The following is a 16,227-nucleotide window of genomic DNA, read 5'->3' as shown; positions in this document are numbered from 1 at the left end:
GGGGTCACCATGTCCACTGAATCAGGCGCTCATACAGACAGGCCCGCCAAGGAGCCCTATCGGGTCGGTTTCCTGCTGATCGAGAACTTCACCCTGATTGCCCTGGCCACGGCCGTTGAACCCCTGCGCATGGCCAACCAGCTTGCCGGCACCGAGCTCTATTCCTGGAAACTGCTTACCGCCGGGGGCGAACCCGCCCGCGCCAGCGACGGCATTACCATGCTGCCGGATGCCTCCATCCAGGAGGAGCACCGGTTTGACCTGGTGATCGTGGTGGCCGGCATTGATGTCACCCGGAGTTTTTCCCGCAAGGAGATCAACTGGCTCAAGCAGATGGCGCGGCGGCATGTCCTGCTGGGGGCTGTTTGCACCGGCCCCTATGTCCTGGCCAGTGCCGGCCTGCTGGACGGTCACTCCTGCAGTGCCCACTGGGAATGTCTGGAAGCCATGCAGGAGGGCTTCCCCCGGGTCCAGACCAACAATCGTCTGTTTACCATCGAGCGGGAACGCATGACCTGCACCGGTGGCACCGTGCCCATGCACATGATGCTGAGCTTCCTGGCACGACGCCATGGCCCGGAACTCAGCAACGCCGTCTCCCATATGTTTGTGTGCGACCGGGTGCGAGAGGAAAGCGAACAGCAGCCCATGCCCATGCATCCCCGCCTGGCCTGCGCCCAGCCCAAGCTGGCGGAAGCGGCCCAGTTGATGGAAGCCAATATCGAAGAGCCCATCGAACTGAAGGAACTGGCGACACTGGCGGGCATATCACGGCGGCAACTGGAACGGCTGTTCCTCAAGCACTTGGGCTGCACCCCCTCCCGCTATTACCTGCGGGTTCGCCTGAACCGGGCCCGCCGGCTGCTCAAGCAGACCTCCTGCTCGATCGTGGAAATCGCCTCCATGTGCGGCTTCGTGTCCGCCACCCACTTCAGCCGGTGTTACCGCAAGACCATGGGGCGGGCCCCGAAATACGAACGAATGCAAGTCTATTCCGGGGAAACCCCAGGCAGTGGGCTGACAGACACCATGGCCAGCCTCCCTTCCTCCTCCCTGCAGGCACTGAGGCGTGCCCGCACGGAACCGACTTATGGCATCTTCGAGGACACCGGCTCAGGTTAATCCCACCACCAGGCCATTTTCATCCAGCGCGATGTCCAGTGCGGCGGGACGGCGCGGCAAGCCGGGCATGGTCATGATGTCGCCACACACCGCCACCACGAACCCGGCCCCGGCGGCCAGGCGCACTTCCCTTACCGGCAGCCTATGCCCGGATGGTGCCCCTTTCACCGACGAGTCCGACGAGAAGCTGTACTGGGTCTTGGCAATGCACACCGGCAGGTGGCCAAACCCCAGGCTTTCGTACTCCTCCAGTTGCCGCTTCGCCACCGGGGTGAACTCCACACTTCCCGCATGATAGATACGGGTGGCGATGGTGCGGATCTTGTCCGCCAGGGGCAGGCTGTCCTCATAGAGGAACTTCACCTCCGGTGTGCCTTCGTCCATCTGGTCGAGCACGGCCTGGGCCAGTTCCGTGGCACCTTGGCCACCGGTTGCCCAGTGGTCGGCGGGCACGGCTTTTACCCCAAGCTCTTCACTGATGGATTGAACCAGGGCCATCTCCTCCTCGGTGTCGTCCGGGAAACGGTTGATGCACACCACCGGAGTCAGTCCGAACTGTTGAAGGTTGCGGATGTGTCGCTCCAGATTGGCGGCACCATCCCGCAGCGCAGCCAGGTCGGGAATCGCCAGTTTGCTTTGGGCAACACCGCCCTGCATCTTGAGCGCCCGAATGGTGCAGACAATCACGGCGGCATCAGGGCGCAAGCCGGTGTGCCGACACTTGATATCAATAAACTTCTCGGCGCCCAGGTCGGCACCAAAGCCGGCCTCGGTCACGACCACGTCGTTCAGGGCCAGCGCCGCACGAGTGGCCGTTACGGAATTACAGCCGTGGGCGATATTGGCAAACGGCCCACCATGGATAAACACCGGATTGTGCTCCAGGCTCTGTACCAGGTTTGGCTGCAGTGCCTCTTTCAGCAGGACGGACAGCGAACCTTCCATGCCCAGATCGCGAACAGTCACCGGGGTCCTGTCGGAACGCCGGCCAACGATGATATTCCCCAACCGCTGTTTCAGGTCCGCACGCCCGTCGGCCAGGCACAGGATCGCCATGATCTCGGAAGAGACGGTAATATCGAACCCGGTTTCACGGGGCACGCCATGGGCAGCGCCACCAAGGCCGCACACCATGTTGCGCAGGGAGCGATCGGTGATATCCAGAACCCTTCGCCAGCTTACATGGCGCGGGTCCAGGCCGGCTTCATTACCCCAGTGGATGTGGTTGTCGATCAGCGACGCCAGCAGGTTGTGGGCACAGGTAATGGCGTGGAAGTCGCCATTGAAATGCAGGTTGATATCCTCCATTGGAATCACCTGGGCCCGGCCACCGCCGGCGGCCCCGCCCTTCATGCCAAAGCAGGGGCCAAGGGAGGGCTCCCGCAGGCACACGGAAGAGCTCACCCCCAAACGGTTGAATCCGTCGTTCAGCCCCACGCTGGTGGTGGTCTTGCCCTCCCCGGCCGGGGTCGGGGTAATGGCGGTCACAAGCACCAGCTTGCCCCGGGGCGCGGTGGCGGAGGTATCCACGTATGCCATATCCAGTTTGGCCTTGTAGTGACCAAAGGGCACCAGGCTCTCCCCCGGCAACCCGAAACGCTGTTGGGCCAGCAGAAGTATGGACAGGGGCTGGACCGAGCGGGCGATCTCGATGTCGGGCGTGCCCGGCGGCGGAAACTCCGCAGGCACCGGTGTTGTCGATGTCAGTTTACTGTACTGAAGACTCATGGAGCTGGCCTCTCTGGTCCTCAAGGGACCCGCTATGCTCTTTAATCCATTGCGCCGATTGGCGCAGTCCGCCGAATGGGAAAAGATGGATGCCCCGTAGCAGGGTATCCGGGTTGTCCAGGCAATACCGGACCAGCGCACGCACCATGCCATCCGGTGTCCAGGCACGCAGCAGTCTGGTACTGCCCGGACGACGCAGCATCAGGCGGGCGGATGCGCCCACCCCACACTGCGCCGCGTAGGCCATGAGGGTTTTCACCCGCGTCGGCCCGGCCATGCCGATGTACACCGGCACCTCTTCCAGGATATTGCCCAGGCTCTGCAGCCAGTCGATCACCACCTCAGCGTCGAAGGTGAACTGGGTTACCACCCACAGCCGTGTCGAGGTCGTGCGGGCGTATTCACGCTTGATGCTGAGGGCCTGGATCAACGTGGCCCGGTCTGCCATCGGATGCCCGTCCGGATGAGCGGCGACACCGATACCGTGGAAGCGGAACTGGGCCAACAGGCCTGATTCGAGAACGGCGAGCGTGTCCGGAAAGGGGCCGGCGACCGCATCACTGTCGCCGGCAATCAGCAGCAGCCGGTCAACCCGTATTTCATCCATTTGTGACAGCCAGTCCCGCAGTTGCCCGCTGCTCTGGGCCATTCGAACCGGCACGTGAGGAATCGGCTGCATGCCGATTTCCAGCAGATGCCGGCAGGCATGCAGGGTATCGCTGAACTGGCCCTTTGGCAGGAAAGGCACGTAGACGCAGGTACCCCGTGGCAGCAAGTCCGGCAACTGCTCCTGGGTCAGTATCTGGCGGGGTGTTGCCTCGATGGACGCCCAGCGCACCAGTGACTGGAACCTGGCGGTGGCTTCCGCATCGCGGGAACTGAACGGCTGTTTGTCACTCACCAGTTTCATAAACCACCCATCCCATTGCTATCCGTTTTCACCGGCCAGGGAGCGGCCGCCGCCACCTGCCCTAGTCAGCGAAGTCGATGCCCTTCGCCCGGGCCCGCTCGCGGGCATTGGGATTCACCGACGGCCGGAACGGCACCTCAACCACTTCGGCCTCTACGTCGGTTGAGCCACCGGCATCGGCGTATTCCACTGGCAGATGAACCGTCAGCTTCGTACCAATGGCCCGCAGACCAAACGGCACATAGGCCAGCGCGATGTTGGTCTCCAGCTCGGGCGAGTACCAGGGCGAGGTAACGTAGCCTTCCGGCTTCCCGCCATCCGGGCCACTGACCAGCCAGAAATCATTGGCGTAGTCGGTCACGTGGCCGCCACCAAAGCGGATGCCGACCATGATATGGCTGAACGGTGGGCGCCCGGCATCCAACTGCTCACGAGCCTTTTCAAGCGCCTGCTTGCCGATGTAGTCTGCCTCCTTGTTGCGGGGCACCTGGTAGGCCAGGTTGCACTGGAACGGCAGGGTTTCCTGGTCCACGTCCTGACCCCAGGAGAGGATGCCCGCGGCAATCCGGCGATGATGGGCGGGGGCGATCACCCGCAGGTTGTGGGTCTCGCCGGCGGCAAGCACGGTGTACCAGAGATCCTCGGCGTACTTGGTGGCTTCCTTCAGGTAGATCTCGTAGCCTTTTTCCCCGGTGAAGCCGGTCTGGGAAATGATCACGTCGTGGCCGGCCACCTGGCCCTCCATCAGCCCATAGTAGGGAATGTCCTTCACTCGCTCCCCGAACAGGTCGACCATAAGCGCCTCGGATCTGGGACCCTGGATCTGTACCGGCGCCACGTCGATTTCCGCGATGCTGACATCGAAGCCCATGCCGATATTCACGCCCCGCAGCCAGAACTCCAGGTCACTGTCGGACAGGGAGAACCAGAACTCATCCTCGGCCACCCGCAGCAATACCGGGTCGTTGAGAATGCCGCCCTCCTCGTTGCAGAGGATGACGTACTTGCCACGCATGGGTTTTATTTTGGTGGCGTCGCGGGTGATCACGTAGTTTACGAAGCGCTCCGCATCCGGGCCCTTGACCTGGATCTGGCGTTCCACCGCCACGTTCCACATGGTGACGTCGTGGATCAGTGATTCGTACTCCACCATGGCGCCGCCGTCTTCAGGGCGGACATAGCCCCGGGGGTGGTACATGCGGTTGTACACGGTCGCCCGCCAACAGCCAGCCTCATAGGCCAGGTGCCAGTACGGCGACTTACGGACCCTGGTGGAAATCAGCATTTCCACCGGCGTGGGACCGGACTGGCGCAGGTTGATGGGAACGCGGCGATCAGACTGATCGACGCTTTCAGGCTGGCGCGCGGCACCGGCCCGCTGTCGTGGATAATCCTGAAGTGCGTGTTCGAACTTAACGGCCATTGCTATCTCCCCCTACCGGGTTGTTGATAGCTCTAATGTGATCCTGTTCGAGGTTATCGGGTTGAACCAATACGACACTGGCATAGCCAAAAACGTCAGAGGGGGGGGCATCGCCGCCGGCGGAATCAGCCGGCCTTCCGATGCAGCGCCCAATCGCAAAAGGTGTCAACCGGCATGGGTTTGGCAAAGTGGTACCCCTGCAGGCGATGACACCCCAAGGTGTGCAGGAGCGATACCGTGTCGGCGTCCTCAACCCCTTCGGCCACGGTTTCCAGATTCAGCGCGCGCGCCAGTTTCAGGGTGTTCTCCACAATCCACAAATCATTGCGACTGGAACACATCTGACTGATAAAGCAGCGGTCGATTTTCAGTTCATGAATGGGTAGACGGCTCAGGTAAGCCAGGGACGAATAACCGGTGCCAAAGTCGTCCAGGGCGATCTTGCCTCCACTGCCTGCAATCAACTTCAACGCGCTGATCACGGCGTCTATGTTGTGCATCATGCTTGTTTCGGTGACTTCGAAAATCATGCGGTCCATCGGGATGGCCTGTTCTTTCGCCCCGTTGAGCATAAAGGCAATGAAATCTGTATTGATCAGGTTTTGTACCGACAGATTCACACTGAGACTGATATCCAGTTTTTGCCGGTGCAAGTATTCAAGGGTTGCCCAGGACTCCCTGATCACAAAGCGCGACAGCAAATCCATCAACCCGGCGTTTTCGGCAACATCGATAAACTCCCATGGCGGCACCGGTCCAAAACGCGGACTTGTCCAGCGCAGCAACACTTCGGCCCCTACCAATCGCTCCCCTGACTCGTTCATTTGCGGCTGCAGGTACAACTCCAACTCTCCCGCTTTGATGGCAGGAGGCAGAGCACTCATCAATGCCAATCGGCGGCGCGCAAAGGCGGAAATATCCCCGTTGTAGAGCTGCACCGGCACCTTGTTTCGGGCACTGCTGTCCCGCGCGGCGGAGGCATGCTGGAAAAGCTCGTCAGCGTCGCTCCCATGCTCCGGGTGTATCGCCACGCCACAGTGCAGGTTCATTAACAGCGGTAATCGAACGGCGTTTACCGACACCTCATGGTGGCCCAGAATTTGTTCAATAAAGAATTCAAGTTCGGTATCCAATTGGCTGAAATCTATCAGGAAGGCAACCGACCCAAAGCTGGGGATGGCAAGATACGCGGGCCCCCTATCTTCCAGACGAATAATCGAGGCGGGGCCGCCAAGGGCATGATTGATTTTATCCACCAGTTGGAGAAACATCTTCTCGGCCAGACTGTGGCCCATACTCGACGCAATCTCCGTCACCTGTGGATAGTGCACCAGGACCAGCGCCGCCCTGGTTTCACGGTCAACACTTTCCTGCAAACGCTGCCTGAGGAGCGACGCATTCGGCATCTGGGTCAGCGAATCGTGCATGGCCTGCTCCAGGGCCTTCAGGTGCAGCTTTCTCACCTGTTGTTCCGCTTGCTGCTGCCGACGCAGCGCAGCCATCTTATGGGACCGCTCTTCCTTGATGCGATGTGCCAACGCGAAGGATAACAGGAGCACTTCCGCAGCAGAGCCTGCGGCCATGGCGTGGTTGGTAAGGGCGTTCACCGGTAACAGATCGAAGACCGTCAGCAGGTACAGAAGCCCACCACCGGCAAAAGCCGCCCACGCCAGCACAAAGTAACGGGCTATGGCAACGCCTGCCAGCAAGCAGGCCACGCCCACGCTGATCAAAAGCACCAGCACCAGCACCCCAAGAAGTCCAGCCAAGCGCGTCCCATTCAACGGATCAAACAGGGTATACACGATAAGCACTGCGGCCAGGCCGGCCGCCACTTTCATGGTCCTGTCCAGGCGTGGCGAAAACCCGGGCCACCTCAGGAACTGGCGTGCAAACAACAAGGCACACAGAGACGTGAGTCCCGTACCAATCGGCAGTACATAACGCGTGAAGAGCGGGTCCTGTTGCCAGACAAACGTGCTTCCCACGCCTGAAATACTAAGCATCACAACACTAAGGGCAGCGACATACAGCACATAGTAACCATATGCCGCATCGCGAATGGACAGAAACAGGACCAGATTATAAATCGCCAGCGCACAAAGAATTCCAAAGTATCCGCCCCAGTAGAGGCTATGTGCCATGAAGCGATCAAACAGGTAGTCTTCGCGCCATAGTTCAACCGGGACCTGCAGCGATGTGGATGATTCCGCCCGAAGCACCAGGTCCAGATTTCCGGTGAGCCCCTGTGGAACAGGCAGCCCCACATTGTAGGCAGCCAGGTGCCGGTGGGTCTTGTGCACATCCTGACGGCTGTTTTGGTAGAGCACGGGCAAGCGGCCCTCACGCAACACGTACAGCTCCACCGCTTCCAGCAACGGATAGGGAATCACCAGGTACCACTGCTCACCGGTGGTTTCCGGAATTTGAACCGACGTTTTTACCCAGACAGGCGCGCTCGTGAAACCCAGGTTCAGCACACCCTCATCCGGGTTGGCGATCCACTCCCCCTGCCCCAGGATATCCTGCAGGGTCGCCTCACCACTGGCGTCTACCGAATAGGTTACCTGGTCATTCAGTGAATAATGATTACGGTCACCCCGGATCTCCACTTCTGCGTCTACAGCGGAGGAAAAGACCAGGGAAAACGCCAGGAGGATCCAATATGCACGCACTGATTGCCCCATGTTTCATGCCCTGCCCCCTACTCATCCAGGGGCCTGATCAGACGGCCAGTGAAGCCCATTTTCTCGGCCTGGAGGCAAAACGACTGAAAGTCGCCACCTTCAAGTTGGGGTTGTCGTAGCAACACCAGGGCCTCCACCAGGCAGCCAGGTATGTCGCGGTTGTTCCAGGCCGGCAGGCGCGGCCACATCAGGAACTCGGTATGGGAGAGGACCACTTTTTCTACGGCAATCTCCCTTTCCTGCAAGCTCTCCCGGACCGGCAGGCTGATGCAGGGATGGGTATCGTCTGCTATCAACGATCCGGTAGGCATGTGCTGGTATAAATCGAGTACCACATCGCCATGGGATGTAAGACCGATATAAAGTTTCTGATCGTGCAGCCGGGCGACATTCGAGGTACGCAATACCGTCCCCTCGCCTACCTGGCTCTCTTCATCCTGTTCGTAGCGCGGATCGAACGCGATCACCGTCGCGTACAGTCGGGTCAGGTCGTCGCAGACCGCATTACCTATACGCCCGGCACCGCCAAGCACCACGATACTGTCCTGCTGGGAATACTGGGGGCGGGACCGCATTTGCCGGGCCACATCCCAGATCATGTAACGTGTGCCGAGGCTGCCTTCGACCAGCGGATCTGAAATGTCGATGCCGGCCTTCATAACGAAGTTGGGTAGCCGGCCGACCAGGGCAATGCGCTTCACATGGGGGAAGTTCCGTTGCAGTTCTCCGATATAACGTCGAACTTTTTCGGAATCGGCCTGCAATTCGTGTTCAAGGGTCTGCGAGGCCACCACTAACCCTCGCGCTTCCTGGTTGCGGATGAAACCCAGCACAAGATTGGGCGGCATGTGTTTCGCCATCCTGGGCGTGAAATAGGTTTCGGCATCTCTCTCATTGCCATACACGGCAAACACAAAATGCGGTCGTACGAGAGCAATGATTATCGAACGTAGAAAGGTGTTCGCGGCAAATATGCCGAATCGGCGGCTACCCCGCCAAATCCCGCGTTTACTGCGTGCCCAGAGTCGCTGCCAGACGGGTGCCTGGTCATAGAGTTCTTTGAGTTCCTGATCCGAAAAGCGTTTTCTGCAAAACTGAAGGCCGATATGGGACTTGCCCATGTGCGCGACCATGGCCGGCAGGGTTATCTGGTGTTTGCCCCGGAATGAAATATCGACCACTTCGCCAGGGCGGATAAATAAGTGATTGGGCCGTTTTAACCGCAATCCGCTGGAGGATACATCCAGCGTGTTCGTGATTACTGTTTCGTCCGCATAACTGAGATCCACCGGAATACGGATCCCAGACCGCATATGCCTGCGATATTCTCCATGCAACTTACTCATGCGGATCTCCCTGTAGGCGAGTATGACGCGGACATGTAGCCCTTAGTCTGGACCAATCCCAGGCATGCTGCCATTTGCGTAGCGAAACAGACGCAATAAGGTGGAGACCGGTCTCTATCAGAAAATTCTGGTTGGATTATCCAGTTGAGGGGTTGTGTATAGCGCGCAAAAAGAGAGCTTATTCAACTCATGTCATCCATGGACTTCCGGATCCCAAGAGTGCTGTTGGCGGCATCCCGGACCTCCCGGTACCGGTCCGCGTTGTGGCTTAGCGTCTCGATATCGTGCTCGGGAAACATCTCTTTCAGCTTTTCACCGGCGTGTTCCTTCGAGAATATGGACGGCAGCATTTGCTCCACCGCCCGTAGCATCACTTCCGGCGACACCGAGGCCCCCGGTGAGGCCCCCAGCAGGGTCCCGTAGGTTTTATCCTCTGACACCAGGATCTCCGTGCCCATTTGCAGGTCGCCATCCTTGATGATCTGCACGCGTTGTCCGGCGTCCATGACTTTCCAGTCGAATTTCCGGCTCATTCCCGGAGCGAACTCATCCAGCTGCCTGAGCATGCTTTTTTCACCGGTGAACGTCTCCGACACCAGGTATTTGACCAGAGGGAAGTGTTCGAAGGTGACGTTCAGCAGTCCCGGGATATCATGCAGGCGCATGGCACGTAGGTAATCGATGAAACCGCGACCTTTCTCAAGGATCGGCTTGAATGACGCAAAGGGTCCGAACAGCAGGTAGTGCTGACCGTCCGACACCCGCAGATCCAGGTGGGGTACCGACATGGGCGGAGCACCCACCTTCGCTTTGCCGTAGGTCTTGGCGCGATACTGAGACGCCTGCTCCGGCGTAATGGCAGCCTGCAGGAAGCGACCGCCCACGGGGAATCCGGTGAATCGCCGACTGAACGGGAGATGGCTCTTTTTCAGGAGGGGGAAGGCGCCTCCACCCGCACCCACGAACAGGGTATCCGCCTTGTGCCGAATGGCTTTCCCGTTCTGCTCGGCTTCGATCAGCCAGCTACCGGCCGGGCTGCGGTGGACACGTCTCACATGGGTACCGTACTCAATGTTGACGCCCAGGCTCTCGGCGTACGCGGCCAGATGCTCGGTAAGCTTGCCGAAATTCACATCCGTACCCGTTTCAATGACGGTTGCGGCCATTTTCTGGTCGCGGGGGCGCCCCTCCATCAGGAACGGAATCCAGCTCTGGATCTCGTCAAAATCCTCGGAAAAGCGCATCTGCTCGAAGAAATGGTGGGCGGACATTTCATTGAATCGCAGCTTCAGTTCGTCAATCGACGGTTCGGATACAATCGTGCAGTGTCTGGTCTGATTGATGAATGTCTTCGGATCCTCGATGGCGCCCTGCCTGACCAGATACGCCCAATACTGCTTGGCAATATTGAACTGGGCATGGATCTTCAGGGCCTTTTCAACGGAAATGACCTCTTCGTCCACCGGTGTGTAATTCAGCTCGCAGTTGGCCTCGTGGCCGGTCCCGGCGTTGTTGAATACCCACGAATTGCCTGCCCCGGCGTGGTCCAGTCTCTCCAGTATGGTGACATCCAGGTCGGGAGCCAGCTCTTTTGCCAGCGCGGCAAAGGTGGTTCCCATGATGCCAGCGCCAATGATGATGACTTTCATAGAGTTATCTCGGTCTCTTAGGTATGGGGTGAAGCGGCAATGTGGGTCCAGTATTCATCATTAAGGCGGCACGGCGCCACCACTGACCATGACAGCATAAGCAAAGATCGTGAGTCTGCAAAAGTCTGGACTTGGTGTCAGGGGGCCATGGTCTGTTAATGGGTGTCTCTGGCCACGGGACTGTTGAATTCCGGCTTGTATCTCTGCAGACTTTCTGACTGGTTCGATAGCCTGACAGCCCGAGGAAAAGTTATGGCAAAAATCCTGGTAAGTGCCTGCCTCCTTGGGCATGAAGTCCGGTATGACGGTGGTGACCTGGCGGTTGGCGACCCCCGGTTCCGGGCGCTGCAGGATATCCATCAACTAGTTCCTTTCTGTCCTGAAGTGGCCTCTGGCCTGCCCACTCCACGGGCTCCGGCGGAGATCACTAACGGTGATGGTCGGGCGGTGTTGTCTGGCCACGCCAGAATCATTGATACCGACCGGCATGATCTCACCGAGAATTTCCTGACAGGCGCTCGACTGGCGCTGGCTCAATGTCAGGCAGAGCAGATCGAATTTGCAATCCTGGCGGAAAAAAGCCCTTCCTGCGGCAGCAATGTTATCTATGACGGGAGCTTTACTGGCACACGAGTTCCCGGGGTTGGATGCACAACCGCCCTGCTCCGGGAGAATGGCATAAAAGTTTTCAGTCAGAACGACATAGACGATCTTGTTACCATGTTACCTTAATTGAGGCCAGTCCCGCCTGGCTGGCGTTGTGACCGTCTTCGGATCACTCCGCCGCCTCAGGCGCACGCAGGGCCTTGCTGTAGAATCCGGACGGATCGAAGCAGCATACCCGCTTCTTGCCTTCCGCCAGTTGATCACAGGCATCGCGGATTCGCTTCGCCCGGGTTTTGGCCTGCTTGGCGGAAACAACCCAGTGAATCCAGTCCAGACGAGCGATGGTTGTGGTGCCCTCCCATACCTGACGGGCCTCCGGCGAGGCCGCAAGTGCTTCCGCAAGATCCGGTGGTACCTCGGGCTCCGGTTCCTTGTCCACGGGGCGAATTTCCAGCGTGACCGTATCGCCAACCTCCACGCCTGCCGCCTCCCTCAGCTCCCGGCTGACCCGGAGCCAGTGGCTCAACTGGCCGTCCGGTTCCAGTGTTTCCTGGAAGCCATGGCCGTTGAGAGCGCCTGCGACCGTGGTTCTGCCCCGCCTGGGGAGACTGTCACTGGCCTCCTTCGGAAGGATGACAAACGCCCAGGAGTCGTCATCGCCGGGCCTGGCCGGTTTGAGCAGTTTTACCTGGAACGACTTTGTGTCAGTTGAGGTCATATCGGTATCCGCGATTCAATCCGTCCAGGGCAGGATCTCAGGCGCTGAGTCCAAACATCTGCCCATGTTCGTCCCATTCCGAGTCCGGCACGATCACGATCTTGCCCAGGTAGCCACTGCCACGATTGACGAAGTAACGCTCCGCCTCGTGCAGGTCCGAGAGCCTGAAGGCTGCATGGAGGACCGGCTTGAGCTGGCCGCCCCGGATCCATTCCACCAATTGCTCCGCCTCCTCCCGGGTACCATGGGAAACGCCGAATATCTGCACCTGGTACAGGTAGATGCGCGTCCACATAATCTCCGAGAGATTACCGGCACTGGCACCTGCGATACTGAGTCTCGGGTAGTCCCTGCGCGAGTTCATGTCGAAGATCATGGTGTCGATGAAGCGATCCGTCATCTCACCGCCGGCCAGGTCCATCACCGCGTCGATGGGGGCGCCACCGGTAACCGCCTTGACCCGGTCCTCGAACCGTTCCATATCGGAGCGGTCCAGCACCGCCTCGGCCCCCAGGGCTTTCAGGGCGTCGGCCTTACTCTGCTGGCTCAGGGCATAGGGGATGGCTCCGACAATCCGGCAGAGCTGGATCAGCGCCGTGCCCACGCCGCCGCTGGCTCCGGTGACCAGTACCCGTTCTCCCGCCTTGATGCGGGCGGAAGTCATCATGTGATAGGCGGTCTGATAGGAACACATGCCCATGGCCGCCAGTTCGGCATCGGCCAGGTCCGGTTTCGGCACATGATGGAACTGATCGGACGGCACCGCCACGTATTCCGCGAAACCGCCGTCGGCGCCATGGCCGTAGTAGTCCGGCGTCAGGTTAATATCCCGACGTTCGTCGGCGTAGAGGTTGAAGTCCAGCAACCCCCGCTCACCAATGCGGGCTTCATCCACGCCCTCGCCCACGGCAACGACCCGGCCGACGACGTCCGCTCCCTGGATGCGGGGAAACGTCAGCGTCGGCTCGCCGCCCATGGCGAAGGAGGTGACATCGCCCTTCTCCTTCGTCGGGTACAGGCCTTCCCGGGCCTTGCGATCCGTGTTGTTCTTGGCGGTTGCCGTGACCTTCACCAGGACCTGGCCGGGACCTGGCTTGGGCGTTGGCACATCTTCCCGGTACTCCAGCTTGTCCACATCACCATGGCCCGTCAGCACCATCGCCTTCATGGTTTCCGGAATCGCGATTCTGCTCATGTTGAAGCACCTCTGGTCGCTGTGGTGATCGGTCGTTGGCCTGACTGAAAACGATAGCAAAGCCGGGGGAAAATCGCCTGCTGGATTTCCACCCTCCCAGGCGGATCAGCTACCCCGGAACCGCAGCGGTTCCACGCCTTGGCTGGCCAGTTCCGGAAAGTCATCGTGCATGGTCAGCGGGCTGGTGTTTTCCCGGGTGGCCAGGAACTCAGGGCGCTGGGATTCTGCGGCATAGGGCGATTCCAGGGTGTTGTCGATGCTGTTGTAGACAAAGAACAGGTTGGACCGGGGCCAGGGCGACATGTTCTTGTTCGAGGCGTGTAGGGTGTTGCATTCAAACAACAGCAGCGAGCCTGCGGGCCCCTTGGGCGCTTCGATACCGCCCCGGTTGGCCAGCATGGCCAGCGCGTCCTGGTCCGGCACCCCCAGCCGTTGCGTCTTGAGGGAGTCTTTCCAGTGAAGGTCCGGGGTCTCCCCGAAACAGGGAACAAAGTAATGGTGGGAGCCCGGGATCAGCATCAGCGGTCCGTTGAATTCGTTGTTGTCCGTCAACATCAGCGACGCGCTGACGGCCCGCATCCTGGGCATGCCGTCTTCACTGTGCCAGGTCTCGAAATCCGAATGCCAGTTGAAACCGCTGCCCTCGAAGCCGAACTTGTCGTTGATCCTGGACTGGTGGATGTAGACCTCACTGCCCAACAACTGCCTTACCATACCCAGGATACGGGGGTCCCTGGTGAGCCGGTTGAAGTGCTCGGAGATCTGGTGCATGGCGAAGACCGAACGGATGTCTCCACTGGCCGGGTCCTGGATCACCTGGTCCGAGGCCATCAACTCGCTGTCCTGGGCCATCTCGCGAAGTTCCGTAAAGAAAGGTGCCATCCGCTCCTGGTTGAAGAAGCCCTCGAACCACAGGAACCCATCCCGTTCGTACCGCGACAGGGCCACTTCATCCAGCGGGCCGTGCCAGCGAAACTCGTTCCGGGAATGAATGACCGGATCGAGACGGACGAAGGGATTAATCCGTTCATCGGACTCTTTCAGGCGTGAAGGAAAAGGATCGTATCTGCTCATGGGAACGACTCCTCCTGTCTGCAAACCGGGACTGCAGTCTCCGGAGGGAATGAAATGTCGGCTCACCCACTATTGGGAATGGCACATCCAGAGCGGTGTCAGTGTTTCCAGTAAAAGTCCGCAGGTTCGCATTGGTCAAGTTGCCTGTCGTCCATGTTCTGACTCACAGTTTGATGACACAGGGATGACTTTCCGGGCTCTTTGACAAATCGCTAATAACCATGGGCCGTTGATACAGTGTAGGATGCTGCCATACACTTCCTTGTTCACATAATCTTGCAATCCCGGGAACACAACGCATGTCATACGCCAGAATTACCGGTACAGGATCCTATCTGCCGGAAAAGGTCTTAACCAACAAGGACATGGAATCCATGGTCGACACCACCGACCAGTGGATCCGGGAGCGGACCGGGATCGCACAAAGGCATGTGGCCGCCGAGGGCCAGACCGCCGTGGATCTGGCCGAACAGGCGTCACGACGGGCCATGGAGGCGGCTGGCGTTGCCGCCGACGATATCGACCTGATCGTCTTTGCCACCTCCACGCCGGACAAGATCTTTCCCAGTTCCGCCTGCATCCTGCAGGCCCGTCTCGGCGCCCAGGGTTGCCCGGCCTTCGATATCCAGGCGGTGTGCAGTGGCTTTGTCTACGCCCTGTCCACGGCGGAGAAGTTCATCCGCACCGGTGCCAGCAGGAAGGTGCTGGTGGTGGGCTCGGAGGTCTTCTCGAAGATCGTCAACTGGGAAGATCGGGGTACCTGCGTGCTCTTTGGCGATGGCGCCGGCGCCGTGATCCTTGAGGCCAGTGAGGAAACCGGCATCATTTCCGCCAAGATCCACGCGGATGGCCGCTACGAAGACCTGCTGCACGTTCCCTGCGGTATCTCTTCCAACTACGAGCAGGTCAAGGCCGGCAATGCCTTCATCGAGATGAAGGGCAATGAAGTGTTCAAGATGGCGGTCAACACCCTGGGCCGGATCGTGGACGAGACCCTGGCCGAGACCGGTATGGACAAGTCCGAAATCGATTGGCTGGTGCCCCACCAGGCCAACCTCCGCATTATCTCGGCCGCCGCAAAAAAACTGAACCTGCCCATGGATCAGGTGGTGGTCACGGTGGACAGGCATGGCAACACGTCAGCCGCCTCCATTCCCCTGGCCCTGGACGTGGCCGTGCGGGACGGGCGGATCCAGAAGAACCAGGTGGTAATGCTGGAAGCGTTCGGCGGCGGCTTTACCTGGGGTTCGGTCCTGCTGCGTTACTGAGCCCTGCCCCGGGCCGGTACACTCTCAAGGCGCCAAATAGGGGCGTAGTACTCCCTGTGCGGTTTTCCTTGAGCCCTGTTAAAGGACTCCATTAGACTGGTTAACAGAATCATAACAATAACCCGTCTGTTGGAGGTCGCCATGTCCGATCAGTCATTCCAGTCATTCTCTGAATTCTACCCCTATTACCTGGACGAACACCGGGACAGGAACTGCCGGCGACTGCATTTTGTTGGCAGCCTGCTGGTCCTGGCGGTACTTGCATCGGTACTGCTCACCGGGGCCTGGTGGTGGCTACTGGCCATTCCGGTTATCGGCTACGGCTTCGCCTGGGTTGGCCATTTCTTTTTTGAGAAGAATCGCCCCGCCACCTTCAAGCACCCGCTCTACAGCCTGATGGGGGACTGGGTGATGTTCCGGGACATCCTGATCGGGCGGATTCCGTTCTAGGAGTCTGCGCGGTAGAAATCGCGCCAGGCGAGAGCGTCCCACTTTGAGGCC

Annotated in this window: 13 protein-coding genes; 4 read left to right on the top strand and 9 right to left on the bottom strand. The window is 59.5% G+C overall.

The genetic code is table 11. The features are described from left to right. Positions 1–9 precede the first annotated feature (9 nt). On the top strand, positions 10–1,122 hold the full coding sequence (locus RO069_RS12150) for a GlxA family transcriptional regulator (protein WP_328187814.1): 1,113 nt from the start codon (positions 10–12) through the stop codon (positions 1,120–1,122). Here RO069_RS12150 and RO069_RS12145 read toward each other — a convergent pair. The 6 genes from RO069_RS12145 to RO069_RS12120 all read right to left on the bottom strand — a co-directional run bounded on the left by RO069_RS12145 (position 1,114) and on the right by RO069_RS12120 (position 10,865). After that, the gene (locus RO069_RS12145) at positions 1,114–2,850 is read right to left on the bottom strand and encodes a formate--tetrahydrofolate ligase (RefSeq protein ID WP_328187812.1); all 1,737 of its coding nucleotides are present in this window, start codon (positions 2,848–2,850) and stop codon (positions 1,114–1,116) included. The genes RO069_RS12150 and RO069_RS12145 overlap by 9 nt on opposite strands. Further along, the gene (locus tag RO069_RS12140) at positions 2,831–3,760 is read right to left on the bottom strand and encodes a methylenetetrahydrofolate reductase (protein WP_328187811.1); all 930 of its coding nucleotides are present in this window, start codon (positions 3,758–3,760) and stop codon (positions 2,831–2,833) included. The genes RO069_RS12145 and RO069_RS12140 overlap by 20 nt, the downstream gene beginning before the upstream one ends. Before the next feature lie 61 nt (positions 3,761–3,821). Further along, positions 3,822–5,183, bottom strand: a complete 1,362-nt coding sequence (locus tag RO069_RS12135) for a glycine cleavage T C-terminal barrel domain-containing protein (RefSeq protein WP_328187809.1) — start codon at positions 5,181–5,183, stop codon at positions 3,822–3,824. 125 nt (positions 5,184–5,308) lie between these two features. Then, on the bottom strand, positions 5,309–7,870 hold the full coding sequence (locus RO069_RS12130; RefSeq protein WP_328187807.1) for an EAL domain-containing protein: 2,562 nt from the start codon (positions 7,868–7,870) through the stop codon (positions 5,309–5,311). 17 nt (positions 7,871–7,887) lie between these two features. Then, on the bottom strand, positions 7,888–9,216 hold the full coding sequence (locus RO069_RS12125; protein WP_328187805.1) for a PilZ domain-containing protein: 1,329 nt from the start codon (positions 9,214–9,216) through the stop codon (positions 7,888–7,890). A gap of 182 nt (positions 9,217–9,398) precedes the next feature. Next, complete coding sequence (locus RO069_RS12120) at positions 9,399–10,865, bottom strand: malate:quinone oxidoreductase (protein ID WP_328187804.1); 1,467 nt, start codon at positions 10,863–10,865, stop codon at positions 9,399–9,401. 252 nt (positions 10,866–11,117) lie between these two features. On the opposite strand from RO069_RS12120, the gene RO069_RS12115 reads away from it, so the two are divergent. Then, on the top strand, positions 11,118–11,597 hold the full coding sequence (locus RO069_RS12115) for a DUF523 domain-containing protein (protein WP_328187803.1): 480 nt from the start codon (positions 11,118–11,120) through the stop codon (positions 11,595–11,597). Between the two features lie 43 nt (positions 11,598–11,640). Here RO069_RS12115 and RO069_RS12110 read toward each other — a convergent pair whose 3' ends face one another. From RO069_RS12110 to thpD, 3 genes are all read right to left on the bottom strand, one after another. Next, positions 11,641–12,189, bottom strand: coding sequence for a YdeI/OmpD-associated family protein (locus tag RO069_RS12110; RefSeq protein ID WP_328187802.1), 549 nt, complete (start codon positions 12,187–12,189; stop codon positions 11,641–11,643). A gap of 37 nt (positions 12,190–12,226) precedes the next feature. Continuing rightward, complete coding sequence (locus tag RO069_RS12105) at positions 12,227–13,384, bottom strand: alcohol dehydrogenase catalytic domain-containing protein (RefSeq protein WP_328187801.1); 1,158 nt, start codon at positions 13,382–13,384, stop codon at positions 12,227–12,229. A gap of 105 nt (positions 13,385–13,489) precedes the next feature. Then, the gene (gene thpD, locus RO069_RS12100) at positions 13,490–14,458 is read right to left on the bottom strand and encodes an ectoine hydroxylase (protein WP_328187800.1); all 969 of its coding nucleotides are present in this window, start codon (positions 14,456–14,458) and stop codon (positions 13,490–13,492) included. Positions 14,459–14,757: 299 nt separating this feature from the next. On the opposite strand from thpD, the gene RO069_RS12095 reads away from it, so the two are divergent. Then, positions 14,758–15,726, top strand: coding sequence for a beta-ketoacyl-ACP synthase III (locus RO069_RS12095; protein WP_328187799.1), 969 nt, complete (start codon positions 14,758–14,760; stop codon positions 15,724–15,726). Positions 15,727–15,867: 141 nt separating this feature from the next. After that, on the top strand, positions 15,868–16,176 hold the full coding sequence (locus RO069_RS12090; RefSeq protein WP_328187797.1) for an Mpo1-like protein: 309 nt from the start codon (positions 15,868–15,870) through the stop codon (positions 16,174–16,176). The last annotated feature ends 51 nt before the right edge of the window (positions 16,177–16,227 follow it).

Source organism: Marinobacter sp. OP 3.4 (genome assembly GCF_036224885.1).
Lineage (GTDB): Bacteria > Pseudomonadota > Gammaproteobacteria > Pseudomonadales > Oleiphilaceae > Marinobacter.
The sequence above is the reverse complement of the archived record's forward strand: the minus strand, read 5'-3'. Positions and strand labels throughout refer to the sequence as shown.

Bases quoted from the DNA above. Each gene is read 5' to 3' on its own strand.
- RO069_RS12150 (WP_328187814.1), top strand. From the start codon at position 10: ATGTCCACTGAATCAGGCGCTCATACAGACAGGCCCGCCAAGGAGCCC.
- RO069_RS12145 (WP_328187812.1), bottom strand. From the start codon at position 2,850: ATGAGTCTTCAGTACAGTAAACTGACATCGACAACACCGGTGCCTGCG.
- RO069_RS12140 (WP_328187811.1), bottom strand. From the start codon at position 3,760: ATGAAACTGGTGAGTGACAAACAGCCGTTCAGTTCCCGCGATGCGGAA.
- RO069_RS12135 (WP_328187809.1), bottom strand. From the start codon at position 5,183: ATGGCCGTTAAGTTCGAACACGCACTTCAGGATTATCCACGACAGCGG.
- RO069_RS12130 (WP_328187807.1), bottom strand. From the start codon at position 7,870: ATGGGGCAATCAGTGCGTGCATATTGGATCCTCCTGGCGTTTTCCCTG.
- RO069_RS12125 (WP_328187805.1), bottom strand. From the start codon at position 9,216: ATGAGTAAGTTGCATGGAGAATATCGCAGGCATATGCGGTCTGGGATC.
- RO069_RS12120 (WP_328187804.1), bottom strand. From the start codon at position 10,865: ATGAAAGTCATCATCATTGGCGCTGGCATCATGGGAACCACCTTTGCC.
- RO069_RS12115 (WP_328187803.1), top strand. From the start codon at position 11,118: ATGGCAAAAATCCTGGTAAGTGCCTGCCTCCTTGGGCATGAAGTCCGG.
- RO069_RS12110 (WP_328187802.1), bottom strand. From the start codon at position 12,189: ATGACCTCAACTGACACAAAGTCGTTCCAGGTAAAACTGCTCAAACCG.
- RO069_RS12105 (WP_328187801.1), bottom strand. From the start codon at position 13,384: ATGAGCAGAATCGCGATTCCGGAAACCATGAAGGCGATGGTGCTGACG.
- thpD (WP_328187800.1), bottom strand. From the start codon at position 14,458: ATGAGCAGATACGATCCTTTTCCTTCACGCCTGAAAGAGTCCGATGAA.
- RO069_RS12095 (WP_328187799.1), top strand. From the start codon at position 14,758: ATGTCATACGCCAGAATTACCGGTACAGGATCCTATCTGCCGGAAAAG.
- RO069_RS12090 (WP_328187797.1), top strand. From the start codon at position 15,868: ATGTCCGATCAGTCATTCCAGTCATTCTCTGAATTCTACCCCTATTAC.